This window comes from uncultured Succinivibrio sp., assembly GCF_902756765.1.
Lineage (GTDB): Bacteria > Pseudomonadota > Gammaproteobacteria > Enterobacterales > Succinivibrionaceae > Succinivibrio.
The window spans coordinates 56,145-80,677 of record NZ_CACVSS010000022.1; the positions used below are offsets into that span (position 1 = coordinate 56,145).

A 24,533-nucleotide genomic window follows, 5' to 3' on the forward strand; every position below is an offset into this window, starting at 1 on the left:
CATAAAAACGGATTAGATATAATTACCCTGACCTAAAGCACGAACAGCCTGAAGCAGACTTGCAAAGACAACAGGCACTCCTTCAACCCCCTTCTTCTGTATTGCATCCACCAGAAGCAGAGCCAACCCCGGTTTAGATTTGCGCTTAATTGCCATATCAATGATTTTATCAGAGGTCAGGCCCTTGCGCTGCTGACTGTTAGAAGAGACTCCTGCAGCTATTCTGAAAGTCTTGTCATATCCCTGAGAATACAGATAATGTTCAATATCCTTCTGAGGAATAACCGTAAGGTGACGGTCACGTCTCTTGTTAGGAATAAAGTTTAAAGCCACCTCGGCATATTTTTTTCCGGCCTCGTCACCGTCAGTCAGAACATGGAAGGCAATACCCAGCTGTGTTGCCACCTTTATCAGAGGTTTCAATCCGCATTGGGCAAATTCAATAATTCTGATTCCCTCACAGGCCAGAGATATACCGAGAATTGAAGCTATCTGAGTTAGAATCCAGACTTCAGTTTCACCTTCAACCAGAATCCAGGTTCTTGCAAAGAATGCCATTGGTCTGTTCATTCTGATATGGAATGCAATTCGTCTTAAATCATCATTGTTAAGAGAAGAGGTCTCAGGATCAATCTGGAAACAGACAGTATCATAGAACTTTCTGTGTAAGCGTCTTAGAGACTGTAATGGTACGGAGGACAGCAAATCACCGCTGTTGGTGGTTACAATCTTCTGGGTTGCAGTTACTGAAAGCAGAGACCAGAAAGACAGTAGCAGTGAAGGATGGAAACGTGACTCAATATCCTCAATAATCATAATTGGAGAGGCATTCTTGTCTAAAACACGGTCACCCTGAGAGAGAAACAGTGCCGAAGCAATGTAGGTCAGTACCACCTTAGATCTTGTGAGGCCTGGAGCAGTCAGCATGTTCCTGATTGAAGACAGAGATTCAAGGGAAATTGGACTTTTTACAATCTCATCAATGTTTCTTGGGTTTCTCCTGACCGAATCTGTATCATTATCCTGATTGTAGTTGCCAAGATATTTATCAAGATAGGCGGTAAACATCTTAAGCAGCGAGGAAACATTCTCAGAGGACAGATCGTTGTCATTAAAGATAAGAGAGGCCATATGGGAGATTTTCTCTCCCTTTTTGCTTTTGGAGAATCTCTTGTTGTCCATACGACTGTCACGAAGTCTGAACACTGGATTCAGTCTGATAATTGTATAGAAGGCTTCTTCGTAGTTTTCAGTCTTTTTAAAACTGTCATTGTTTTTATTTACCAGATTATGAATAGTTACGAATTCATCCTTCTCCTCACTGTAGAAAGCCACAATCTGCCAGTGAATATAATAGGCTCCGCTGTCATCGAAATACCAGAATGGCTTTAATGCAGGATGTGATTCCGCATAACCTGCAATCGCACTTTCTCTGAAATACAGATCGATGTGAATGTGATTATCGGTTTTCTTGAAAACATCCTCCTCTTCCTGATGCTTGTAGTTGGAGATAAACCGGTTGATTTCAGTAAGAAAATCGGCTGCGTTTGAGGTTCCGGAAAGCTGTTCATTCATGATGGACTGAGCTTTTTCAAGCTTGTCCTTCTTGTACTGTTCCACAGCCTCGGCCTCAAAGGATATGGCCTTACGTCTGGTTACTCTTTCAACCAGATTTTCTTTTGGGAAAGTATCATAGGACTTGAGCTCTACAGGAACGTAAAGGTCTTTTTCTTCAAACTGACAGAGTTTTTCGCCCTGACCGAGAACCATCCACAGGGCGCGAAGGAGAGATGTCTTACCCCAGTGATTCTCACCGATAAGAACTGTGCTGGTATCTTCAAAGTTTATGGATAATTTACGGATACCACGGAAATTAACTACTTTAGCTTTTTCGAGATACATGCAATTCCCTAGTACATACCTACTACTAAAGTTAAAGTAGAGTGAAAATCAAAGCAATCAAATAAAAAAAAAGCCATGATAATAATCACAGCTTTTTTTCAGAAATTTAGCGTTTAAACACGATGCCAGGTTGTTCCCTGAGGTCCGTCCTCAAGTTCAATATGCATCTCTTTTAGCTTGTCACGGGCTGCATCTGCACGAGCCCAGTCCTTAGCTTTACGTGCTTCATTACGCTCTTTGATTAGAGCCTCAATTTCAGCAGAATCATCGTCACCGGCACCAGAGGTCAGGAACACAGTTGGGTCCTGCTCTAATATTCCGAGGACTGAAGCAAGCTGCTTTAGACGTCCTGCCAGATACTGAGCCTTTTCTCCTGATTCCTTGTTGATCTGCTTTGCAAGGTCAAACAGAACTGAAATAGCGCCTGGAGTATTGAAATCATCATCCATATACTCCTTGAATTTTGCAGTGTACTCATCTTCAGCACTCTGAGGTTCAATAGGAGTGGTATCACGCAGAGTGGTATACAGTCTGTTAAGGGCTGCTCTTGCCTTATCCAGATTTTCCTGAGAATAGTTCAGAGGACTTCTGTACTGGCCAGACAGCAGGAAGTAACGTACTGTTTCAGCGTCATAGGTCTCAAGAACATCACGGATAGTAAAGAAGTTGTTCAGAGACTTTGACATCTTCTCCTCATTAATCATCACCATACCGGAGTGCATCCAGTAGTGAACATATGAAGAATGATGTGCACAGCAGCTCTGAGCAATCTCATTCTCATGGTGAGGGAAGATCAGATCTGAACCGCCGCCATGAATATCAAATTCAGCACCAAGGTGTTTACCGTTCATGGCAGAACACTCAATATGCCAACCAGGGCGGCCCTCACCCCATGGGGACTCCCAGGCAGGCTCACCTGGCTTTGACATCTTCCACAGAACAAAGTCCAGAGGATTGTGCTTGGTCTTAGCTACCTCAATACGGCTGCCAGCCTGCAGTTCTTCAATCTTCTGACCAGAAAGACGACCGTATTCCTTGAAGGAGTCAATATTGAATACCACATCACCGTTGTCGGAAACATAGGCATTGCCGTTATCAATAAGTTTCTGAACAAGAGCAATAATTTCCTTGATATTGTCAGTAGCGCGAGGCTCAATATCAGGGCGCTTGATATTCAGAGCATCAAAGTCCTTGTGCATTTCAACAATGAACTGTTCTGCAAGATCTTTTGCAGGAATGCCTCGTTCATTTGCTCTTCTGATAATCTTGTCATCAATATCAGTAATATTTCTGATATATGTTACATCGTATCCTGAATAACGCAGATAACGTACAATCACATCGAAATTAACAAAAGTACGAGCATGACCGATATGACACAGATCGTATACTGTAACGCCACATACGTACATTCCGATCTTGCCTTCGTTGATTGGTTTGAATTCCTGCTTGCTTCTAGTTAGTGTGTTGTATATTTTTAACATTTTTTATCTCTGCGTTCCGTCATTTATCCTCATAAAAAGAAGATACGACGTAATATTTGGGAAAAAGATTTTACCCAGAAAACTGATTTATATTTACAAATGCCGTGGATTATATCATTTTTTTGCTGCTATATCACCGAAAAGCCGAGTCTGTATCCACTATACTTCCTTTTTTTTATCGATATGGAGCAGAAGCTGTTTTAAGTAAATACGGGAGCTCAATTTTTTTATAAATTAGAAGAATTCTGCGGTATTTCTCCTTCAATACGAGTTAAAGTTCTTAAAAACTGTAAAAAAAAGCTCATTCGTTGTAAAATGCATCAGATTATTTTTCATCATCTTATTAGAGAGAACTTAAATGATTACTTTAAAAACTACCCTAGGTGATATCGTCATTGAGCTTGATTATGATAAGGCTCCTAATACCGCTAAAAACTTTGAGGACTATGTAAAGTCAGGTTTCTACAAGGGAACCATTTTCCACAGAGTTATTAAGGGCTTTATGATCCAGGGTGGCGGTCTTGAGAAGGACATGAATCAGAAACAGACCAATGCTCCTATCAAGAACGAGGCAGATAATGGTCTTAAGAATGATCGCGGAACTATTGCAATGGCAAGAACAATGGATCCTCATTCTGCAACTGCACAGTTCTTCATCAACACTGTTAACAACGATATGCTGAACTTCCGTTCAAAGGATATGAACGGCTGGGGCTACTGTGTATTTGGCAAGGTAGTATCAGGAATGGAAGTTGTAGACAAGATCGAAGCTTCAAAGACCACTACCGTTGCTTACTATCAGGACGTTCCTGTAGAAACTATCGAGATTTTAGACGCTACTGTTGAAGCATAATCTCGAATAAGAAGAATCAGACATGGCAACTTTCATTATTGCAGATCTCCATTTGTCAGAATCTCAGCCGATTCTGACTAATGCACTTTCAAACTTTTATGAAAGAAACACTATCCTCAATGACAGGGTCATTATTGCAGGAGACATGTTTGATTTCTTCGTTGGTGTTGATCCTAATTCCGCATTTCAGCAGAAGATAAAGGCCATCATCACCAAAGCCAAACAAAGAGGTGTAAATACCTTGTTTCAGGCAGGAAACAGAGATTTTCTGCTTGATGAATCGGCTGCCGAATACTTCGGCATGAAGCTTATCAAGGATTTCTTTATACTCAGCACCTCAAAAGGCAAAGCTCTTCTTATCCATGGAGATCAGCTCTGTCTTCATGACCGCTCTTATCAGACCTTCCGTGTTTTTGCAAAAAACAGATTCGTCCGCTTCTGCTTTATGCTGTTGCCTTTGAGTATGCGTACAGCTATTGCCCAGAAGATCCGCAACAAAAGTCAGCAGCAGGAAACACGACGAGCAGAGTATTCTGAAAAGGTTCTGCAGGATCCTGTTGTAAAAAAAGCAGGAGAAGCTTTCCTTAAGAATACAGGCTGTACTCTTCTGATTCATGGACACTTCCATGTATTCGGAGGTGAACAGAATGCGTTTGGAGAGGGATTAAGCAGACTCGGACTGGGTATGTGGGACTCCCACTACAGTTACATTAAAATCGATAGAACTGATTTCAAGCTTGTGCAGAGAGCCATGGAAAAGAACTTCTAAACCACTGGATGCGGTTAAGAAATTCTTTAGTTTATCATTCAGTTTTATTTATATCTGAGCTCCCATCTTTTGCCTTCAGATAATCTTTGAGTTTAAAAGCACAAAAGAATGGAAAACTATATACATTGTTTGCGTGTCCAATATTAAGGTCACCAAATTTTATACCGTAGGAAATATCACTGTATTTCTCATTTTTGATTAAAGCCGATAAAGACTTCGATTGATCATTGTTAGATTTAACTTCAACAGGAATAAGATTATTCTTGGTTCTCACAAAAAAATCTTCTTCAAGCGTAGAATTTTCCTTTTTGTAATAAAACAAACCTAAGCCCTGTTTAACAAAAGCTTCAGCAACAAAATTTTCATACAATGCACCTTTATAGACCCCAAGATTTCTATTGACTCGAAGATCTTCCTGAGCTTCCTCGTCTAGAGCAGACACTAGTAATCCTGTATCCGGATAATATAACTTAAACTTGCTTTCCTCAACATTGCCTTTTAAAGGTAATTCAGGATAGCGCAGACAGTTGCATTCTGTTATAACTCCTGCATCAATCAGCCATTCAATACAGCCAGTATATTCTCTGGATCTTGCATTCTTTTCGATCTTATTAAACTGAAACTTCTTGTTTTCTTTCGCTAGCTGGGCAGGAATACTTCTATATACACTAATAATTTTGGTTTGATCTAGGCCATCAGCATACTTTCTGACATCTTCCTCATAATCTAGTCTAATCTGATTCTGAACATCAAGTATTCCAGAAAAAGTTCCTGTTTCAATATATAGCTTTACAACATCCGGCATTCCACCTAGAACACAGTAATCCAAGAAAATTCTCTTGAAAACAGAAAATTCATTGTCGTTAAATGGAATATTGGAAAGCATATGAGACAAAACTGAATCGATCTGCTCCTGATTATAGCCTTTAGCCCAAAGAAACTCTTCAAAATCCATTGAATGCATTTCATAGTCGGTTTTAGAGCCAACACTGTTGCTGTGAATTTTCCTATAATTTGACCCCAACATTGAACCACTGCAGATGACATCATACCTTCTATCTAGTCTAAAAGATTTAATAGTTGTCGCTACATCTGGATTTTCCTGGATTTCATCAAAAATAATAATCGTTTTGTTTGGAACAAATTTTAATGTTGGAGCAACTAAAGAAATATTCTTAATAACACTTTCAACATCATATCCATCGGCAAGAATATGCTTATACTTCGTTTCCAACGCAAAATTGATATATACAACATACTCATAATTACTCTTGGCAAAATGCATAATTGATTCTGTTTTGCCAATCTGTCTAGCGCCTTTCACTATTAAAGGTTTATGTGCATGATCCTCCTTCCATCTAATAAGGAAATCATCAATTTTTCGTCTGTAGTACATTTAAAAAACTCCGTTATACACCTGCATCAAAAGAATTATATTCAGCGAGAACTTTCACACTTGAAGAGGAGCTTTATAAGTATCCTATCACATTTCATGAGGGTCTTTGAAGTCTTTTCTCACATTTCATGAGGGTCTTTGAAGTCTTTTCTCACATTTCATGAGGGTCTTTGAAGTCTTTTCTCACATTTCATGAGGATATTTGGAGTCTTTTCTCACATGAGGAACTTTCTCACATGAGATTACAAAAAGCCTCATTTTTGATGGTCTTTTGTTAAAGCCTGATTTAATGAGCATCAGCCCAGCTTGATGACACTCCAACGCCTACAGTTAGAGGAACTGAGAGCTTAAAGGCATTTTCCATAATCTCAGTGATTTTGGCACTGGCCTCCTCCACAAAATCATCCTTAACCTCAAAGATAAGTTCATCATGAACCTGTACGGTCATTCTGATGGTATTCTGTGGCAATGATGAAATCCACTCATCTAGTCTTACCATTGCAGTCTTAATGATATCTGCGGCACTTCCCTGCATAGGAGCATTGATGGCAGCTCGTTCTGCAGCCTTGGAGAGCATGGTGTTCGAACTGTTGATATTGGCAACACTGATATGTCTACCGATAATTGAAGTTACATAACCGTGTTCGTGGGCATAGGCCTTTGTCTCTTCCATATATTTCTGAACACTTGGGTAACGTTCAAAATATCTCTGGATGTAAACTTTTGCCTCTGACATACTCATGTGAGTCTGTCTGGTAAGACCAAAAGCCCCCATGCCGTACATCAGTCCAAAGTTTGTAGCCTTGGCATGTGATCTTTCCTGAGGAGTAACCTCCTCAATACTTTTACCAAGGACCTCAGCTGCAGTAGCTCGATGAATATCCTGTCCGGCAAGGAAGGCTTTTCTAAGATTAGGATCTTCACTAATATGAGCGATAAGCCTTAACTCAATCTGAGAATAATCAGCTGCAATAATTTTATAACCATCAGGGGCAATAAAGGCTTTACGAATCATCTTGCCCTCTTCTGTTCTAGCAGGAATATTCTGCAGATTAGGATCTGAAGATGACAGTCGTCCAGTTACTGTTCCGGTCTGATTGAAGGAGGTATAGATTCTGTTTGTCTTAGGAGAAATCAGAGTCTGCAGCTTTTCAGTATATGTAGAGATAAGCTTTGCCAGAGCTCTGTATCTTAAAACCAGATTGGCAATATCATAGTTAAAGGCAATCTGCTCTAAAATATCCTCAGCAGTTGAGTACTTGCCGTCCTTTACCTTCTTTGGATAAGGAATCTTCAGATCTTCAAACAGAACTTTGCCCAACTGTTTAGGAGAGGCAATATTGAACTCCTGACCAGCTGAAACATAAATCTGTTTCTGAATTTCCACAAGTTCAGTCTTAAGATTTCTGTTCTGAGCCTCAAGTTCCTTCTGAGAAACGTAGACTCCTTCAAGTTCCATGTGGTAGAGCACCTTGAGAAAAGGCATTTCAAGCTCAAAAAACAGCTTTTTGTCATTCTCGGATGAAAAGAGCTTTTCTGCAAAATTCTGATACAGACGGAAAGTTACCTCAGCATCCTCAGCAGCGTAGTTACATACTGTTTCTACAGGAACTTCACTGATTGGGATCTTTTTCTTGTCGCCGGTGATCTCTTTATAGGTAATGGTTCTATAGTTTAAATACCTCAAAGCAAGATCATCCATGTTCATAGCAGAGGCTGAATCAAGAAGATGCGCCATAACCATGGTATCTGCGTAAACCTTATCAATCTCGAAATTCTGATAATGCAGAACCAGCAGATCAAATTTGATGTTATGACCGATGATTTTAACATCGGAAGAATTGAGAACCGGCAGCAGTTTCTCTCTAACCTTATCAAGACTCAGGCACTGAGGAACACCAAGATAGGTATGGTTTAAAGGAATATAGTATCCTTCATTTGCCTTAACAGAAAAAGACATACCAACCAAAGAGGCTTCCTGTGGCATTAAAGAAGTGGTCTCTGTATCCAGAGCAACTAGACTGCAGCTTTGAATCTCAGTACAGAGTTCATCTAGCTGACTCTCCTCTGTAACCAGAATATAGCTGGCGTTACTGCTCTTGTAATCAGTAGGTGCCGAGGTAAAGACATTACTTTCTGTAGCCGAGACTGCTGCCTTGGAAAACTCAAACTTCTCCTCGGTATCTTTTTTTGACTTAGGCTCTCCATTTTTCAGTTCAGCCAAAAGCTTGGTAAACTCAAGCTCAGTATATATAGAGATAAGTTCTTCCTTATTGGCAAAAGGCGTAGTAACATCCGCTATCTTCAAAGGCAGATCAAGATCAGTTTTGATAGTTGCAAGTCTGTAGGAAAGTTCAACTGTTTCAAAGGATTCTTTATATTTCTGAGCAAAAGTCTTTGCCCCCCTGAAGGATAGTCCTGAAATTTTCTCAAGATTGTTGTAGATATCCTGGATACCGCCAAGCTCATTAATCAGGGTTACCGCAGTCTTATCTCCAACTCCAGCCATACCTGGAATGTTATCTGAGCTATCTCCCTTTAAAGCCAGAAAATCAATAATGTGTTCAGGTTTGACACCAAACTTCTCCACCACGCCTTTGGCATCGGTGTAGGTATCCTTCATTGAATCATAAAGAATTACATTATCATCAACCAGTTGGGCAAGATCCTTATCACCGGTACAGATTACAGTTTTAATTCCAAGCTTTGAGGCATCTCTTGCATAAGTACCAAGAACATCATCAGCCTCTACACCTTCAATAGAAACCAGCGGAAATCCCATTGCCTTGACAATCCTGTGAACATATTCAATCTGAATTCTAAGCTCATCAGGCATAGGAGGACGATTGGCCTTGTACTCAGGGTACATCTCATTTCTAAAGGACTTGCCTTTGGCATCAAATACAACAATAAACTTGGCTCCTGAAAACTTGCCGGTAAGACCTCCCAGCATTCTGGAGAGAATCATGCAGACACCAGTAGGAATTCCTTTTGAATTGGTGAATGATTTAGGAGCAGCATAAAAGGCTCTGTATAGAAATGATGAACCATCAACGAGGACTAAGGGAAGATTATCTGTCATAGAATTAGTACGAATTGGAGTATCACTAAAGAGTGAGTAAATTCGTCTCCGTTTTTTTTATTTTCTGTTTTAACTTTCTCCATTATATCTTTTCATTGAAAACAGAAAAACATCCAGAACTCAATATTGATTAAATTTGAGTTTTTTTCTTAAAAAAAGATAGAAAACATTAAAAAAAACAAGAAAATGGAGATTTTTTGGGATTTTTCAAAAAAAAAAATACTTCCCGAAGAGGAAGTATTTTGCTGAAGATTTACATGGAAACGAGAACTGTTATTCGGTCTTTTCCTTAACGTAATCTACACCGTTATTGAATTTTTCCTTGGTGTAGTCAGCGCCTTTCTGAACCTTATCCTTGGACCACTCATAGCCGTCTACAGCCTTATCCTTGGTATAGTTTGCGCCTTTTTTTACCTTATCAGCGGTCTTGCGCCTTTTTTTACCTTATCAGCGGTCCAGTCATAGCCATCTACAACCTTACCTTTGGTGTAGTCATAGCCATCAGCTACCTTATCCTTGGTGTAAACAGCACCATCAGAGATTTTCTCTCCTACCTTTGCACCTTTCTTCTGTATATTTGAGCCAATTGCGGACATTTTGTCTCCCAATGACTCATCTTTTGATGCATTATCTGCGGCTAAAGAAGAAAAACTGCATACAGCAGCTGCAAGAACTAATATTTTTAAAGCCTTCATACTCATCCTTACAAGATAACAAAATACAGATTTGAGTATAGACTTGGAAAATTAGCGTGAAGATAGATTTTCCTTTGAAACTATTCTGTTAACCAAAAGGAAACAGACTCTCCACGCTACTATTTCCAGATAAAAGCCTCTGATTCTAAATGAAACTATTCGACATCATTCTTAGCAGGCTTTTGTTTATCAAGTTCTGCCAGTTTGGCTATATCCTCTTCAGAAAGTTTCAATGCAGCCTTAAAAATAGACAGTAGATTGTATTTTTCAATATCTTCCTCTTTATCGCTATTTTTAATGGCATTCATCTCATTCTGAACAAAACCAGAAAGCTCGTTAATAAAAGATTCATTGTGGAATGCAGGTATTCTGTTTACATGATTTCCCATTATAGCTGGATTCTCAAAACAGTACCTTAATGCAAATCTTATAAGAGCAACATTCTCTCTTGAAAATTCAGTGGATTTGCCTTTACACAAGTTAATTACATTTTTTACATAATCTGTAATGTGCTCTGGTTTAAGCGCATATTCATGGTCTGGCTCTACCAGCTTTGGATGATTTGGATCTTTTACATCAATTGCATATGTAATGTCGTCTAATTTGGTCTGTTCAAAGTGTCCACATTGGATTTTTGAAAGTAGTGAGTCTACGGTAAAATTTTTATTGACAATTTCAAATTCGCCGTATGTAGCAGCTTTATCATCAACATTAAAGGCTCGACGTAAACCAGAAAAAGTTTCAACCTGAACAGTATTTGGAGCTTTAGCAGAAACCTTTCCATTTGTAATCATAGCCAGATTGTCATTGGTGCTATGCTTTGAATGCTGGCCTTCAACAAATGCCTCTGCACTGCGGCCACCAACAAAACTGCCTGCAAGACAGGCTATGCCTGCAGCTCCGGTTACACCTGCTGCGATGGAGGTTCCGGCAATTCCGCCGATTGCAGTTGCAGCTGCGGCAATTATGGCAGGAGCAACACCAAGAGATACTACAGTAGCAGCGGCTGCTGCGGCAAGACCTGCTCCAAGCAGAATTCCGCCGGCGATTCTTGCCATTATTCGACCAAGCTTACTTGGCTTTTTAGCTGTCTCTAATTTCTCAAAACTATCCTGAGAAGTACATTTATCCCAAAGCTCATCGACAACCTGTCCTGCGATTTCATCATATTTATCTTTTTTCTCAACATCATCTACTGCATTATTTGCATTATTTATTAAATTTGATGAAGTGTTTAAAGCAATATCAGACATACCAACCTCTTTTTAATTATTAATTTTTAATTTTTTAAGTCTTATTTTTTGCAAATTGCAATTAAATTCTCAAACTGCTCTAGCACAGGTCTCTGCTCATGATCATAAGGATCACAGATATCCCTGCCCTCTTCTAAAACCTCCAGCGCATTCTGTATATCCCTATTCTTCAGATAGCAGAAGCCCAGACATAAATATGGAAGAGGTTCAGCTCCGTTGGTTACCAGTGTCAGCATCTTGAAGCTTTCAATGGCTTCCTTATACAGCTTTAGCTTCTCACAGCTTTTTCCCAGACCGCCCCAGTATTTAGGCTTACTCTGATCGAATAGACAGAGATTTGAGAAAATCTCTCTGGCTCCAGCAAAATCGGAACTTTCCAGTTTCTCTTTAGCATCCTTATAGGAAGCTTCCATATATTCATCTGTTAACTCACAGATGTCTTTTAACAGCTCACCTTTGGCTAAACGCTTCTCAATTTCCTCCCAGCTTTTATTGGCAGGTGCTCTTGAAAAAATTCTCTTCAGGTTCTCTGTTGAAACTTTAGCCATTTCAGACATAACATCTTGAACATCAGACTGAGAGATAACAGTGTCACTCATGAAAACTCCTTAATACCGCGAGGGCTAATTCAAAACCTTCACGGAAAAATTTAACTACAATGTGGAGGTGTATTATAGTGAGATGTATTTTTTAATAAACAATTTTTTATGGATCATGCGTCACAAATCGATAAGAAAAAATATTTTTCAATGAAAAATTAAATAGTAAAAAAAGTAACTTTCGATCAGGACTTAAGGAACAAGAGAATTTATTGGACTAGCTTGCGAAGAAAATGACAAAATGGCTAGCTTTAAGGCTAACCATTTTACGAGAATACGATAAAATTCACCTGGTTCTATTTAACTCTTAGAAAACAGTTGTTATTTGATATTTTCCTGGCTTTCAAGTGTTTTGATATCTTCATCAGATAGTTTTAATGCAGCTTTAAAGACAAGTAAATATTTTAAATTAAGCTTATCTTCAAGGGCAAAACTATCTTTTTTCTTTTCAATTTCCTTCTCAGTAAACTCATACAGTTGATCGATGAAGGATGAATTAGTCATTGCCTTGAAATTCTCATAGGAATCGCCCATAAAATCAGGTTTGCTTAAAAGAACGTTTATGGTATACCTTACCAAGGCAATATTATCCCTTGTTAATTCAAAATTAGCGGACTTTAACATGGAGAATGAGGTTAGCACAAACTCACTAATCAGCTTTGAAGTAAAAGGACTATCCTCATCATTAGAAAGCTTTGGATGCTTTGGATCTGTAATATCAATTGCCTGCGCAAACTCTTGAAAATTGTCGCCAGCACAATTCATAAGATTTTTCAGTTGATATTTATTTGCAAGCAGCTTCTCTAGTTCTTTACTGGTTGCAGAGTCATGCTTAAAGACTCGAGTCAAACCGAAAAACTTATCAGACTTTTCAGCACTTCCCTGCTTAATGCCATTAACTTTACCATTTGTAATCATGGCAAGGTTGTCATTGCTACTATGCTTTGAATGCTGTCCTTCAACAAATGCCTCTGCACTGCGGCCTCCGACAAAACTGCCTGCAAGACAGCCGATACCAGCAGCTCCGGTTACGCCAGCTGCAATGGAGGTTCCGGCAATTCCACCGATTGCTGATGCAGCAGCTGCAATTACGGCTGGAGCTACACCAAGTGAAACCACTGTAGCTGCAGCTGCAGCAGCAAGACCTACGCCTAGCAGAATTCCACCGGCTATTCTGGCCATTATTCGACCAACCTTACTTGGCTTTTTACCAGTGCCTAATTTCTCAATATTATCCTGAGAAGCTAATTCATCCTGAATCTTACTTGTTTGCTTATCAATTAGATTGTCTTCAATTTTGTTATGGTTATCGACATAACTGATATCACTTGGACGGTTTGAAATGGATCCAATACTATCTGACATACCTACCTCATGTAGAAATCTTATTTATCAAAAATTGATTAACAGGCTCAATCTGCTCCAGATCAGCTCTCAGCTCGACCCCATATGGAACATAGCCCATCTGCCTTCTTCAAAAAAACACAGCAGCTCTATTCCAGTATTCATTATTAAAAAGAAAGCCCCATGTTCAATACATTGTGGAGCCACAGTTCCACTTATAACTGTTTTGCCAGCAGTTAAATCTTCATGGAAAAATTTAACTACAAAATGTAGGCTGTATTATAGAAATGGTGCATTATAAAATAAACACTTTTTTTGTTGTCATAGTTCACAGTTCATTAAGAAAAAATACTTTTCTTGGATTCTTTTAGATTTACAAAAAGTTTCAAATGAATCTGTTTTTAAGGCTGGATTAGAAGAACATTATTTATTTTTTTACACTCCTTTTTTGTCACATTTCACAATTTAATTACATTAACAATTTTAATTAAATTAGATATTTTCCTTTGAGAAATAAATAATTAAAAAATAACTGGTCAACGAGTACTTTTATGCTTAAAAAAAGTGTGAAATATATCAAGAAAAGGATTAGAATAGGCTCACTTATCGGCGGACCTTAGCGTTCTGCTAGGTTCTTTTTTTTAACAATCCTGAAATGAAAATCCTATGAATAAATTTTCTTTCCCTTTAAAAAAGCTTTGGTTTACACATGTTATTATCCTTGTTATCAGTAACTACGCTGTTCAGATTCCACTTAATCTGTTTGGAATTGTTACAACCGTAGGAACTTTCACCTATCCTTTCGTATTCCTGTCCACTGATCTGACAGTCAGAATCTTCGGAAAATTAAGAGCAAGAAAGATCGTCTTTCTGGCTACAATCCCAGGTCTGATTGTGTCCTATCTGATAGGAACTCTATTTGAACACGGTGATTTCCAGGGACTGGCTAATCTTTCTCAGTTTTCCTACTTCGTATTCAGAATTACCATCGCATCCCTGTCAGCCTATCTTCTAGGACAGCTGTGCGACATTCTGGTATTCCAGAGATTACGAGAACTGAAGCTATGGTGGCCAGCTCCGGTTTCCTCATCAATTCTGGGAAATCTGATTGATACCTATGTATTCTTTGCCGTTGCATTCTGCGGTACCAATGATGCATTTATGGCTGAACACTGGGTCGAAATTGCAACCTTTGACTATATGGTCAAACTGGCAGCAAATATGATTATTTTCGTACCAGCCTACGGTGTAGTGCTTAAATACATCATCCGCAAAATTACTGCCGCCTAGAACTGATTTTTAATATCAATTTGTATTTCTTGGAAAATTCTCATGATAAGATAGAAATCAGTTGATTATCGGAGATTTATTATGAGCGAAAAAGTTCTACATATTGATGACAGCCAGTTTGAAGAGGAAGTCTTAAAATCAGACAAGCCTGTTTTTGTTGACTTCTGGGCTCAGTGGTGCGGACCTTGCAAAATGGTTGGACCAATCGTTGAAGAGCTGGCCGAAGAAATGGAAAACGTTAAGTTTGTTAAGGTAGATATCGATCAGAACCAGGAATACGCTGCCAAATACGGTGTTATGAGTATTCCTAACATGCTGCTGTTCAAGGATGGCAATATTGTTAACCGTCAGATCGGTGCTCTTCCAAAGAATGAACTAAAAGCATTCATCGAGAATAACATTTAAGATGTTTTACAACGGTTTTTGAAAAAAAAGCTTCCTCTGGAAGCTTTTTTATTATGTGGACTATTTTTCAAATTCAGTTTTGTTTATTTGTCTGAAATCTCTTTTAAGGTTTCACAGGCCTGGGCCCAGTCCCCCTCATTACAGGCTCTCGTATAATAATAAAAAGCTTTTTTCTGGTCTTTATCTACATTCTCACCATTTTCGTAAAACGACCCTAGCAGATTACAGGCAATTCCATCCTTAAGTTCACAGCCTTTCTCGTAGTAATTCAGGGCTTTTTCCATGTCCTTATCTACCACAGCTCCATATGCAAAAATATTTCCTGAAAAGGTGCAGGATTCTTTTGCATTAAGCTCACAACCTTTCTGAAAAAAAGGTAGAGCTTTAGAATCGTCTCCAACCACATTAGTATAGTACATTCCTATATGCTCACAGGCTTCTGCTGAGTTCTGATTGCATTGTTCGACTGGGAGTTCATGTTCATTCTTGTCATCGGCAGCAGACATAAAAGATATAGTACACAGTACCAGTGAAATAACTTTACTAAGTGTTCTTATCATTTCTCACCTTAGCCAAACATTAACTTAAAAAAAATGCCCTACTGTTATTTCTTTTTTTATTTTAAATTATAGAGGGTGTTAACTCTAATAGCACTGATATAGTGAAGTTATATGTACGTTATCTATAGGGCTATTTCTTTCATTTTTATCTACAATTATGACCAGACATGAGATTTCTACAAACAAGTTTTGCATTAGATCAGGAAATTTTTCATGATTAAGTGAAAATTGACAAATTAAATATTAATATAGGATTGTATCCAACTTTTTTGTCTGCCACCGAGGTTATTCTTGTCTGAGGAAAAACAGGGACCTTCGTCCGAGAGTTATGTTGAAATCTGTCACTGCTGCGATATGGGAGTGACGCTTCCGACTAAACCTGAGCCAGGTAAGGTTTATCGCTGCCCACGATGCGGTGCGGTACTGATACGTGCAAAAGAATACTCTCTTCAAACAGTAGGAATCATGGCGCTGTCTGCACTTATTATGCTTTTTGCAGCCCTGACCCAGCCCTTTATGACCCTTGAACAGTTCGGTGTATCCAACGGCATGTCCCTTTATAACGTACTGACAACGCTACGCCTGGACTGGGGAGGTCTGCTTTACGTTTTTATGGCGGTGACCCTATTTATGCCTCTGGTTGTCCTCTTTCTTGCAGTTGCAGTAGGTCTTTTGGGCATTAAGCCGACACTTTTCACCCTTAAGACATTTTCCTTCTGTCATCGTTACTGCATGGTAGATGTTTTCATTGTGGGAGTGCTTATCAGTCTGATTAAACTGACCTCGCTTGCACATGTATCCTTTCATTTTGGATTTTTTTCTGCAATTATTTTTTCTGTAATGATGGCCTGGTGCTGGATGCATTTCCGCCCTGCCCGTCTATGGGACCTGAGAGCTCATGGACACTATCATGGAGCTTTGGCTGGTAAATCAGGTTACGAACAGGGACTTATAGTTTGCCGTACCTGCGGAGCTCAATATCCAGGCTCAGAAAACGGAGCTGTCTGTCCCCGCTGCGGAAGAGTCAATCATTATAGAAATCCTGCTGCCATACAGAAAACCTGCGCGCTCCTGATTTCCGCAACAATTCTGTATCTGCCATCCAATCTTTATCCTGTTATGTACACAGACCTGCTGGGAGCAAACAGCGGCTCTAATATTATCGATGGTGTGGTAGCGCTGTGGAATATGAACTCACGCTTTGTAGCGCTGGTGATTCTGATTGCAAGTATTTTTATTCCGATATTAAAAATTCTGATGCTGGTATTCCTGGTATACAACTTAAAAAAAACAAAAGAAGACCGTCAGGGAAACAGACTTGTATTTATCTACAGACTGGTTGAATATATTGGAAAATGGTCAATGATAGATGTGTTTGTAGTAATTATTATGTCTTCCGTTGTTAGAATCGGCGGACTTATAACTATTAATCCAGGATTTGCCATAGTGGCATTCTGTGCAGTGGTTATACTGACCTTAATTTCTGCAGAACAGTTTGATTCAAGAATGATTTGGGACAGAAGGGGGAATTGTGAGCAACACTAACGAGATGGCAAAGGTAAATCCTCTACGAAAAATATCATTTGCATGGATAATTCCTCTGCTTGCCCTGATTATTACAGCAATTATGCTGTGGGATAACACTCTCAATAGAGGACCGGAGGTTGAACTGATAGTTCCTTCAGCTGATGGTATTGAGGCAGGAAAGACTCTGGTAAAATTCCGCTCTGTAAATGTCGGTCGCGTGGAAACAGTGGAAATTGAAGATGACCTCAAATCGGTACGACTTGGCATCAGAATGAATCCCAATACAGATGATTTACTCTTAGAGGATTCTAAGTTCTGGATAGTAAAACCTAGAATTGATACCAACTCCATATCCGGACTTGATACCCTTTTAGGAGGATCCTACGTCCAGATCGCCCTGGGAACCTCTGACAAGAGGGCTGACCGCTTTATCGCTGAAGAGCACCAGCCGGTTAACCCTTACAATGAGGACGGTGTTACAGTTACCCTCAAGTCAAACGGTAAAGAGAGTATTCCTGAGGGAACAGTAGTTGAGTACAAGGGAGTAGAAGTCGGCAATGTAGCCACATCAAAACTTGATCCTCACACCGATACCTTTGAATACCAGCTCTTTATCCGTAAACCTTATGATGTTCTGCTAAAGGGAAATGTCTTTTTCTGGAATGATGCGGGCATCGATCTGAAGATTGATGGTTCTGGACTCAACCTGAGTACAAAATCACTCCTAAGTCTGCTGCAGGGAACTATCACCTTTGAGGGCTTTGGCTACCGTGATGCCGATAAAATGCTTGATCTTTCAAAGACCTATCAGCTCTACGAAAACCGTAATGCCGCAGAGAACGAAATGCTAAAGAGCTATCCTAACTTCCTGGTAAATCTCGGACACGATGCCGGATCACTTGAGGCAGGCAGTGACATCTACTATCGCGGAATACCTGCAGGCAAGGTTATAGAGGTTCCATGGCGCGTTGAGGATGTTGATGTTATTGCCCCTGATGATGATATATACGCGCTGGTATCTCTTTACACCTATAGTGAAGAAAATGAAGAAGTATCAATGAAATTCTTTATAGACAACCTGGATAAGAACAAAGTCTGTATCAATACCTACAGTCCCTCGATATTTTCTGGAGAAAACGCCCTGAATATCGAAATAGGCGACCACGTAAAGTGCAAGGCAAAAGAAAAAGTATTTGACGGAATTCGCGTCATACCAATGCAGAGCGAGATAAGCGGTACTCCTCAGAGACTGATGGGAGACATTCTTGCTGAACTCAAGGGAATGAAACTGGATAAAACCAGCTCCGAACTTCGCAAAACCATGGTAGAACTTCAGAAAACACTGCATCATATGTCCAACACGCTGGACAGTGTAAACCAGCAGCAGCTGGTAAAAGAACTTACCAAAACTGTTAAACAGTTTGAAAAGACCATGGCCGGCTTTGATGCACAGGGAAAAATATACAAGGATATGAGCCAGTTAGTGATACAGCTAAACCAGGCCCTAAAAGATCTCAAGCCTGCAGTTAAGGATGTGGGACAGAAACCTAATTCCATTATTTTCAGTGATACTACTGGCGATCCTGTACCTGGACGTCGTTAAACGGGAGAGCAAAAATGAAATCACGAATTCTGACAGGACTGGTATTATGCGCTACGATTCTTGCAGGCTGCTCAAGTGATACCCCATCGCAGATCAGATACTCGATGGTGCAGGATCTCAAGCCTGAAATGATGTCCGGTTCCGATAAGATCAATCTGCAGTTAAATCCTGTACTGGACGGTGGAGGAATAGTACTGCAGGTTAGTGAACACAGCCTGAGGGAAGCTCGCTTTCACCGCTGGGCAGAGCCGCTCAATGAGCAGCTTGAGGCTCTGGTAATCAACACCATTAAACAGGAGAATTTCAGCCTCAGAGATCAGACTCTCGATGTTTATGTATCCCGTTTTCAGGGTAGCGAGGCAGGAAAAATATATGTAAGCGCTTCATTTTCTGTGGTAAATGCTAAGGGACAGACAATCAGAACAGCAAGCCGTCAGCTTGAAACTGAGCAGCAGACTGCCGGTTATGATGCACTGGTTGCTGCTCTGCGCTCAGGCTTTGACAAAATCTGTCATGAGGCAATCGCAGAGCTGAAAGGAAGCAAATAAAGACTGAAATGGACTAATTAACCGAATAGTCCGAACAGTTTGTGCTTTCTCTGATAAAAAGGCTTGCTGTTTTCAGCAGCCTTTCTTCCAAAATCATCATTGTAAGGGACAATATCAATATACATCCTGCTTGGCAGATAATCTCTTGCAGCATCAGCAAGACCAGAGAAGATTTTCTTTCTATCTCCGGCAAAATCAACCACCAGAAGGTAACTCTGCTCCTCGTTACGAATCATCAGCTTGAGCCATATTGACTTGATTTCCTTAACTTTTTTTGAATGCTCAGTCAGGGCTTTTACCATGGCATCAGGGTAAATCTTTGGTTCGCCCAGCATGACTTGCGTATCTTCCTTTACGGAGATTTCAGAGTGACCTTTTTCAACAATGTCCTTTCGCTGTTTCATGTACTGAAGATTGCCGTTGGAGAACACAAGGTTATGACTGAAAGGATTGATGACCACTCCTGCCCCGCTGTCCTTAACCATTGCATAGTAGTCATCAAAGGACAAGATCAGAGTTTTGATGTACTCATTTTTGAATCTGTCACCCTTGCGCAGTTCCTTCCAGTCTGTAAAGGCAGGGAAAAACACCTGATTATCATCAGAGGTAAACTGGACAAAGGAGATTTTTGAGTCTTCCTTGAAGTACTTCTGGCCGTTCTTCTCCACGATTGTGTTGTCGTCTACCTTGATTACTGAGAGCAGATGGGAGTTAAGAGCAAATTCCTGAGCGATATAATCTAAAAGGTTGTTTCTTTTTTCTTCGTTGTCAGTGCGGTTATATTCGTTGAGCAGTTTTGATAATTCTGGATTTTCAACCGGTTTGTTTACATCGATATTCATAACGGTAGGCCTTACTATATTTATTCTGATGTTTAACTCATTATTCTGTCTTTAACATTTTCAGAGCATACAGTACCGCTACAGGATTATAACTTAATTAGAAACAGTGAAGAGAATGATCAAAAATATGGAATTACGCTCATCTGTCTCATTTAAATCGTGATTTTCCCAAATACATCTTGAAAGGAAACCTTATAGTGTCTATGATGTTTGCAGCTATATTTGACATTATTTAGGACAAAAATGAGTACCAACATTCTTTTACTATGTGGCGGAGACGGTTCCGAACACGATATTTCACTTCTAAGCGCAAAATTCATTGAAGAACAGTTAAAAAAAACTCCTGAATTCTCAGTTACCAAAGCCGTAATTCATAATCACAAGTTTATAGTTGACGAGAACAAAAACGGTATTTTCCTTGGCGACAATATCTTCTCAGTTGACGGAAAGGATATTAAGATCGACTGTGTAGTACCTTGCATCCACGGTATTCCTGGTGAGACCGGCGATATCCAGTCTTTCCTTGAGATTCACAACATTCCTTATATCGGCTGCAAGGCAGAGGCCAGCCGTTACTGCTTCAACAAGATCACCACCAAGCTGTATCTGGATGCGCTGGGTATTCCAAATTCTCCTTATACCATCATTCCTTTACAGAATGACAAGTACAAAGCTGAAGCTCTGGCTTTCTTTGACAAGTATCAGGACATCTATGTAAAAGCTGCAAGTCAGGGTTCATCCGTAGGCTGCTATCATGTAACCAAGCGTGATGATGTCTGGGACAGCATTGCCGAAGCATTCCAGTTCAGCTCCGAAGTTATTCTGGAGAAGAACATCATTCACCGTGAGCTTGAGGTTGCAGCCTACGAAATCAACGGCGAACTGAAACTGTCACGTCCTGGAGAGATTATTATTCCAGACAACAAGTTCTATACTTTTGATGAGAAGTATTCAAAGGATTCAGGCACCATTACCACTGTAACCCCAGAAAATCTGTCTGAAGAGGATATCCGCACCATTCAGGATATGGCCCGCCGAGCCTTTGTAGGTCTGAAGCTTCGTGATCTTTCAAGAATTGATTTCTTCCTGTCAAAGGAAGATGGCATACTTATCAATGAGATCAACACCTTCCCTGGCGCAACACCTATTTCAATGTTCCCTAAGATGCTTGAGCACAATGGTGACGTTATGTCTGACTTTCTTGCAAAGGCTGTAAAGAAAGCTATTTCCGAGAAGAAGTAGAAGACAGAAAAGAGAATTTTAAGATAAACAAAACCCCGGTTTAGATTTTTAAATCGGGGTTTTTATTTGAAGACGCTAAGCTTTAGCCGCGTTTCATAACATCAAAGAACTCATTATTGGTCTTGGTCATTGACAGCTTGTCGATGAGGAATTCCATTGCTTCAATTTCACCCATTGGATGCAGGAACTTTCTTAAGATCCACATCTTCTGCAGCTCATCAGGAGAAGTAATAAGCTCTTCACGTCTGGTACCTGAACGTGTTACATCAATTGCAGGATATACACGCTTCTCGGCAATCTTACGTGACAGGTGAAGTTCCATGTTACCGGTACCCTTGAATTCCTCGTAAATAACTTCATCCATCTTAGAACCGGTATCAATCAGAGCAGTAGCAATGATGGTAAGTGAACCGCCTTCCTCAACGTTACGTGCGGCACCGAACAGACGCTTTGGCTTCTGTAAGGCGTTGGCGTCAACACCACCGGTTAAAACCTTGCCTGATGAAGGAACAACTGTGTTGTAGGCACGGGCCAGACGGGTAATGGAGTCCATAAGAATAACCACGTCATTCTTATGCTCAACCAGTCTCTTAGCCTTTTCAATAACCATTTCAGCAACCTGAACATGACGGGTTGCAGGCTCATCGAAGGTTGATGCTACAACTTCACCCTTTACATTACGAACCATTTCGGTAACTTCTTCTGGACGCTCGTCAATCAGAAGAACAATCAGAGTGCACTCTGGATATTTGGTTGAAATAGAGTGGGCAATATTCTGAAGAAGCATAGTCTTACCGGCTTTTGGAGGAGCAACAATCAGACCACGCTGACCTTTACCTACAGGAGCAACAAGATCGATAACTCTTGCAGTAAGGTCTTCCTTTGAACCATTTCCCAGCTCAAGCTGCATTCTGTCCTGAGCAAACAGAGGAGTGAGGTTCTCAAATAAAATCTTGTGACGAGAATTTTCTGGATCGTCATTGTTTACAGAATCTACCTTCAGAAGAGCGAAATACTTTTCGCCGTCCTTTGGAGGTCTAATCTTACCGGCAATTGAGTCGCCTGTTCTAAGGTTGAATCTTCTTACCTGACTTGGAGATACATAAATATCATCAGGACCAGCAAGATATGAAGAATCAGCACTTCTTAAGAAACCAAATCCGTCAGGAAGAATTTCAATTACACCTTCGCCGAAAATGTCTTCACCGTTTTTTGATGATGCTTTCAGGAGCTGGAAGATAATTTCTTTCTTACTTAGGCGGGCAACGTTCTCGATTCCATTCTGCTCACACATCTGAACGAGCTGAGCAACAGGAGTGTTTTTTAATTCGGTTAGATTCATATAAGTTAAATTACAATCATGTTCTGCATGGGGGATGCAGGAAGGATCTCTTAATTGTTAAGTTAAAAGGATTTTTCCGTGTTAGGCCGTTACACATAGGCCTAGGTGATAACGTTGGACTCAACGTTAGGCGTATCATAACACAGTTTTTTTCAAAGTTTGCAATTTTTTTTGATTTTTATGCCGTTTGCTTCTTTGTTATACAAATGCGAACTATGTAATATTTGTATGCTTTTATTGACCTATACTAAAGGTATCTGTTTGATTTTTATAATATAGGTTTACATGTATGAACTTTTCTAGATATTTAACTGTTTCGGTTCTTGCTGCTGCACTTTGTCTTCCTTTTTCAGGAGCTCAGGCCAAAACGGTTATTGAGGTTGCTCATACACAGATGGAAACTCATCCGGATCACATTGCCTTGCTGGCCTTCAAAGACTATGTTGAAAGGCATGCCGGTGACATCTATGAGGTTCAGATATTTCCAAACAAGAAAGCAGGCTCCAATGAACAGGTCATCGATCTTTTGAGAGCCGGATCTGTTCAGTTTATGGTTATCTCTTCAGCTAATCTGGAGCCATACAACAGAAAATATTCGGTATTCTCCATTCCCTATCTGTTCTCCAGTGAAGATGAATATGAAAAGTTTATAACAGATCCTAAGGTTCTGGAGGAGCTTGGAACAAAGAATGAGGAGGATGGATTCACTCCACTTGTAGCCTTTACCGCAGGTTCGAGAAGCTTCTATGCCAAAAGTCCAATCTCAACACCTGATGATCTGAAGGGAAAGACCTTCCGTATACAGAGCGGACGTACCAATAAGGATATGATGGAATTTTTCAACGCCAATGAAATGACCATCAGCTTCGGTGAGGTTTACAGTGCCCTGAAAAAAGGACTGATAGATGGAGCCGAAAACAATGAGCTGGCACTGGTAGAACAGAAACACGGTGAATTCTGTAAATACTACTCCTATGATCATCATCAGATGATTCCAGATCTGCTGGTAGGTTCTACCATATTCCTGTACTCAATTCCGGAGAAGGATTTTGAAATATTCAGACAGGCTGCACTAGAGGCCCAGGAAGTTGAATTTGCAATGTGGGGAAACAGTATAAAAAAAGCAAAAAAAAGCGCTCAGCAGCTTGGAGTGGAGTTCTTAGAAGTTAATGTGGATGACTTCAGAAAAAAAGTTGCACCTATACATGAGTACCTGCTGAAGACCAGACCTGAGATTAAGAGTCTTTACGATAAAGCCAGAGCCATAGGAGCGCAGGAGACTGAAAAAAAATAGCACAAAGAACTCCACCGCTTCCGTTATAATGATTTAATTTAGAAATAACCGATTGAAATATCGGTTATTTTTTGGACTTCAGATTACATCTAACTTCAGCTTACAGGATTTTTTCGATGAATTTCAATGCAGTACATCATATTGCCCTTATCGGTAAGAACTACCATAAATCCCGTCATTTCTATGTTGATCTGCTGGGATTTAAGGTTATCAGAGAAAATCACCGCGAAGACAGAAACGACTGGAAAATAGATCTTGCCTGCGGAGATATCGAAATAGAATTGTTTATCAAGGAAGATGCGCCTGAGAGAAACAGCGGTCCGGAGAGTGCCGGGCTCAGACATCTTGCCTTTAAGGTTGAAAGTGTGGAAGAGACCGTAAAGGAGCTTAACCGACTGGGAATTGAAACCGAACCTGTCAGAGAGGACACCTTTACACATAAGAAAATGACTTTCTTCCGTGATCCTGACAATCTGCCACTCGAAATCCACGAGTAGCAGATA

Annotated in this window: 22 protein-coding genes; 11 read left to right on the forward strand and 11 right to left on the reverse strand. The window is 40.0% G+C overall.

Annotated elements, in window-relative coordinates; translation table 11 throughout:
* Nucleotides 1-12 precede the first annotated feature (12 nt).
* Nucleotides 13-1,902 carry a DUF2813 domain-containing protein gene (locus tag QZU45_RS04885; RefSeq protein WP_295352286.1) on the reverse strand — a complete coding sequence of 630 codons (1,890 nt, stop codon included), beginning with the start codon at nt 1,900-1,902 and terminating at the stop codon, nt 13-15.
* A 113-nt stretch (nt 1,903-2,015) separates the two neighbouring features.
* Nucleotides 2,016-3,386, reverse strand: a complete 1,371-nt coding sequence (cysS, locus tag QZU45_RS04890) for a cysteine--tRNA ligase (protein WP_074840866.1) — start codon at nt 3,384-3,386, stop codon at nt 2,016-2,018.
* Between the two features lie 358 nt (nt 3,387-3,744).
* On the opposite strand from cysS, the gene QZU45_RS04895 reads away from it, so the two are divergent.
* Together QZU45_RS04895 and QZU45_RS04900 are read left to right on the forward strand one after the other, a co-directional pair.
* On the forward strand, nt 3,745-4,239 hold the full coding sequence (locus QZU45_RS04895) for a peptidylprolyl isomerase (protein ID WP_295352289.1): 495 nt from the start codon (nt 3,745-3,747) through the stop codon (nt 4,237-4,239).
* A 22-nt stretch (nt 4,240-4,261) separates the two neighbouring features.
* Nucleotides 4,262-5,008: a UDP-2,3-diacylglucosamine diphosphatase gene (locus QZU45_RS04900; RefSeq protein WP_295352292.1), complete on the forward strand. Its 747-nt coding sequence runs from the start codon at nt 4,262-4,264 to the stop codon at nt 5,006-5,008.
* Between the two features lie 34 nt (nt 5,009-5,042).
* Here the strand turns inward: QZU45_RS04900 and QZU45_RS04905 are convergent, their stop codons facing one another.
* The 6 genes from QZU45_RS04905 to QZU45_RS04930 form a co-directional block, all read right to left on the reverse strand.
* Complete coding sequence (locus QZU45_RS04905; RefSeq protein ID WP_295352294.1) at nt 5,043-6,404, reverse strand: ATP-binding protein; 1,362 nt, start codon at nt 6,402-6,404, stop codon at nt 5,043-5,045.
* Between the two features lie 286 nt (nt 6,405-6,690).
* Complete coding sequence (polA, locus tag QZU45_RS04910; RefSeq protein ID WP_295352298.1) at nt 6,691-9,486, reverse strand: DNA polymerase I; 2,796 nt, start codon at nt 9,484-9,486, stop codon at nt 6,691-6,693.
* Nucleotides 9,487-9,896: 410 nt separating this feature from the next.
* The gene (locus QZU45_RS04915; protein ID WP_295352301.1) at nt 9,897-10,181 is read right to left on the reverse strand and encodes a hypothetical protein; all 285 of its coding nucleotides are present in this window, start codon (nt 10,179-10,181) and stop codon (nt 9,897-9,899) included.
* Nucleotides 10,182-10,336: 155 nt separating this feature from the next.
* Entirely contained in the window at nt 10,337-11,434 is a 1,098-nt protein-coding gene (locus QZU45_RS04920; RefSeq protein WP_295352303.1) for a hypothetical protein, read from the reverse strand.
* A gap of 41 nt (nt 11,435-11,475) precedes the next feature.
* A complete protein-coding gene (locus QZU45_RS04925) occupies nt 11,476-12,033 on the reverse strand; it encodes a hypothetical protein (protein WP_295352306.1) in 558 nt (185 codons plus the stop codon).
* Between the two features lie 321 nt (nt 12,034-12,354).
* Nucleotides 12,355-13,398 (reverse strand): hypothetical protein, encoded by a 1,044-nt coding sequence (locus tag QZU45_RS04930; protein WP_295352309.1) that lies wholly within the window; start codon nt 13,396-13,398, stop codon nt 12,355-12,357.
* Here QZU45_RS04930 and QZU45_RS04935 point away from each other — a divergent pair.
* The 3 genes from QZU45_RS04935 to trxA all read left to right on the forward strand — a co-directional run bounded on the left by QZU45_RS04935 (nt 13,376) and on the right by trxA (nt 15,072).
* Nucleotides 13,376-13,678, forward strand: coding sequence for a hypothetical protein (locus QZU45_RS04935; RefSeq protein WP_295352312.1), 303 nt, complete (start codon nt 13,376-13,378; stop codon nt 13,676-13,678). The genes QZU45_RS04930 and QZU45_RS04935 overlap by 23 nt on opposite strands.
* Before the next feature lie 365 nt (nt 13,679-14,043).
* Nucleotides 14,044-14,667, forward strand: a complete 624-nt coding sequence (locus QZU45_RS04940) for a 7-cyano-7-deazaguanine/7-aminomethyl-7-deazaguanine transporter (protein ID WP_295352315.1) — start codon at nt 14,044-14,046, stop codon at nt 14,665-14,667.
* 81 nt (nt 14,668-14,748) lie between these two features.
* Entirely contained in the window at nt 14,749-15,072 is a 324-nt protein-coding gene (gene trxA, locus QZU45_RS04945; RefSeq protein ID WP_074841262.1) for a thioredoxin, read from the forward strand.
* 83 nt (nt 15,073-15,155) lie between these two features.
* Here trxA and QZU45_RS04950 read toward each other — a convergent pair whose 3' ends face one another.
* Nucleotides 15,156-15,632 carry a tetratricopeptide repeat protein gene (locus QZU45_RS04950; RefSeq protein ID WP_295352320.1) on the reverse strand — a complete coding sequence of 159 codons (477 nt, stop codon included), beginning with the start codon at nt 15,630-15,632 and terminating at the stop codon, nt 15,156-15,158.
* A gap of 291 nt (nt 15,633-15,923) precedes the next feature.
* Between QZU45_RS04950 and QZU45_RS04955 the strand changes: the two genes are divergently transcribed.
* The 3 genes from QZU45_RS04955 to QZU45_RS04965 are packed head-to-tail and all read left to right on the forward strand — an operon-like array spanning nt 15,924 to nt 19,310.
* Nucleotides 15,924-17,177 carry a paraquat-inducible protein A gene (locus tag QZU45_RS04955; RefSeq protein ID WP_295352323.1) on the forward strand — a complete coding sequence of 418 codons (1,254 nt, stop codon included), beginning with the start codon at nt 15,924-15,926 and terminating at the stop codon, nt 17,175-17,177.
* On the forward strand, nt 17,164-18,762 hold the full coding sequence (locus QZU45_RS04960; protein ID WP_295352326.1) for an MlaD family protein: 1,599 nt from the start codon (nt 17,164-17,166) through the stop codon (nt 18,760-18,762). The genes QZU45_RS04955 and QZU45_RS04960 overlap by 14 nt, the downstream gene beginning before the upstream one ends.
* Before the next feature lie 14 nt (nt 18,763-18,776).
* Complete coding sequence (locus QZU45_RS04965) at nt 18,777-19,310, forward strand: ABC-type transport auxiliary lipoprotein family protein (RefSeq protein WP_295352329.1); 534 nt, start codon at nt 18,777-18,779, stop codon at nt 19,308-19,310.
* Nucleotides 19,311-19,327: 17 nt separating this feature from the next.
* Here the strand turns inward: QZU45_RS04965 and QZU45_RS04970 are convergent, their stop codons facing one another.
* Nucleotides 19,328-20,152 (reverse strand): enhanced serine sensitivity protein SseB, encoded by an 825-nt coding sequence (locus QZU45_RS04970; RefSeq protein ID WP_295352331.1) that lies wholly within the window; start codon nt 20,150-20,152, stop codon nt 19,328-19,330.
* A gap of 243 nt (nt 20,153-20,395) precedes the next feature.
* Here QZU45_RS04970 and QZU45_RS04975 point away from each other — a divergent pair, with 243 nt between their 5' ends.
* Complete coding sequence (locus tag QZU45_RS04975) at nt 20,396-21,394, forward strand: D-alanine--D-alanine ligase (RefSeq protein ID WP_295352334.1); 999 nt, start codon at nt 20,396-20,398, stop codon at nt 21,392-21,394.
* Between the two features lie 82 nt (nt 21,395-21,476).
* On the opposite strand, the gene rho is transcribed toward QZU45_RS04975, so the two are convergent.
* Nucleotides 21,477-22,736 carry a transcription termination factor Rho gene (gene rho / locus QZU45_RS04980; protein ID WP_295352337.1) on the reverse strand — a complete coding sequence of 420 codons (1,260 nt, stop codon included), beginning with the start codon at nt 22,734-22,736 and terminating at the stop codon, nt 21,477-21,479.
* A 289-nt stretch (nt 22,737-23,025) separates the two neighbouring features.
* On the opposite strand from rho, the gene dctP reads away from it, so the two are divergent.
* Together dctP and QZU45_RS04990 are read left to right on the forward strand one after the other, a co-directional pair.
* Nucleotides 23,026-24,030: a TRAP transporter substrate-binding protein DctP gene (dctP, locus tag QZU45_RS04985; protein ID WP_295352340.1), complete on the forward strand. Its 1,005-nt coding sequence runs from the start codon at nt 23,026-23,028 to the stop codon at nt 24,028-24,030.
* 116 nt (nt 24,031-24,146) lie between these two features.
* Nucleotides 24,147-24,527: a VOC family protein gene (locus QZU45_RS04990; RefSeq protein ID WP_295352343.1), complete on the forward strand. Its 381-nt coding sequence runs from the start codon at nt 24,147-24,149 to the stop codon at nt 24,525-24,527.
* Nucleotides 24,528-24,533 lie beyond the last annotated feature (6 nt).

What these genes read in the sequence shown, in the direction of transcription:
- QZU45_RS04885 (WP_295352286.1), bottom strand. Translation starts at nt 1,902, where the DNA reads ATGTATCTCGAAAAAGCTAAAGTAGTTAATTTCCGTGGTATCCGTAAA.
- cysS (WP_074840866.1), bottom strand. Translation starts at nt 3,386, where the DNA reads ATGTTAAAAATATACAACACACTAACTAGAAGCAAGCAGGAATTCAAA.
- QZU45_RS04895 (WP_295352289.1), top strand. Translation starts at nt 3,745, where the DNA reads ATGATTACTTTAAAAACTACCCTAGGTGATATCGTCATTGAGCTTGAT.
- QZU45_RS04900 (WP_295352292.1), top strand. Translation starts at nt 4,262, where the DNA reads ATGGCAACTTTCATTATTGCAGATCTCCATTTGTCAGAATCTCAGCCG.
- QZU45_RS04905 (WP_295352294.1), bottom strand. Translation starts at nt 6,404, where the DNA reads ATGTACTACAGACGAAAAATTGATGATTTCCTTATTAGATGGAAGGAG.
- polA (WP_295352298.1), bottom strand. Translation starts at nt 9,486, where the DNA reads ATGACAGATAATCTTCCCTTAGTCCTCGTTGATGGTTCATCATTTCTA.
- QZU45_RS04915 (WP_295352301.1), bottom strand. Translation starts at nt 10,181, where the DNA reads ATGAAGGCTTTAAAAATATTAGTTCTTGCAGCTGCTGTATGCAGTTTT.
- QZU45_RS04920 (WP_295352303.1), bottom strand. Translation starts at nt 11,434, where the DNA reads ATGTCTGATATTGCTTTAAACACTTCATCAAATTTAATAAATAATGCA.
- QZU45_RS04925 (WP_295352306.1), bottom strand. Translation starts at nt 12,033, where the DNA reads ATGAGTGACACTGTTATCTCTCAGTCTGATGTTCAAGATGTTATGTCT.
- QZU45_RS04935 (WP_295352312.1), top strand. Translation starts at nt 13,376, where the DNA reads ATGGATCCAATACTATCTGACATACCTACCTCATGTAGAAATCTTATT.
- QZU45_RS04930 (WP_295352309.1), bottom strand. Translation starts at nt 13,398, where the DNA reads ATGTCAGATAGTATTGGATCCATTTCAAACCGTCCAAGTGATATCAGT.
- QZU45_RS04940 (WP_295352315.1), top strand. Translation starts at nt 14,044, where the DNA reads ATGAATAAATTTTCTTTCCCTTTAAAAAAGCTTTGGTTTACACATGTT.
- trxA (WP_074841262.1), top strand. Translation starts at nt 14,749, where the DNA reads ATGAGCGAAAAAGTTCTACATATTGATGACAGCCAGTTTGAAGAGGAA.
- QZU45_RS04950 (WP_295352320.1), bottom strand. Translation starts at nt 15,632, where the DNA reads ATGATAAGAACACTTAGTAAAGTTATTTCACTGGTACTGTGTACTATA.
- QZU45_RS04965 (WP_295352329.1), top strand. Translation starts at nt 18,777, where the DNA reads ATGAAATCACGAATTCTGACAGGACTGGTATTATGCGCTACGATTCTT.
- QZU45_RS04970 (WP_295352331.1), bottom strand. Translation starts at nt 20,152, where the DNA reads ATGAATATCGATGTAAACAAACCGGTTGAAAATCCAGAATTATCAAAA.
- QZU45_RS04975 (WP_295352334.1), top strand. Translation starts at nt 20,396, where the DNA reads ATGAGTACCAACATTCTTTTACTATGTGGCGGAGACGGTTCCGAACAC.
- rho (WP_295352337.1), bottom strand. Translation starts at nt 22,736, where the DNA reads ATGAATCTAACCGAATTAAAAAACACTCCTGTTGCTCAGCTCGTTCAG.
- dctP (WP_295352340.1), top strand. Translation starts at nt 23,026, where the DNA reads ATGAACTTTTCTAGATATTTAACTGTTTCGGTTCTTGCTGCTGCACTT.
- QZU45_RS04990 (WP_295352343.1), top strand. Translation starts at nt 24,147, where the DNA reads ATGAATTTCAATGCAGTACATCATATTGCCCTTATCGGTAAGAACTAC.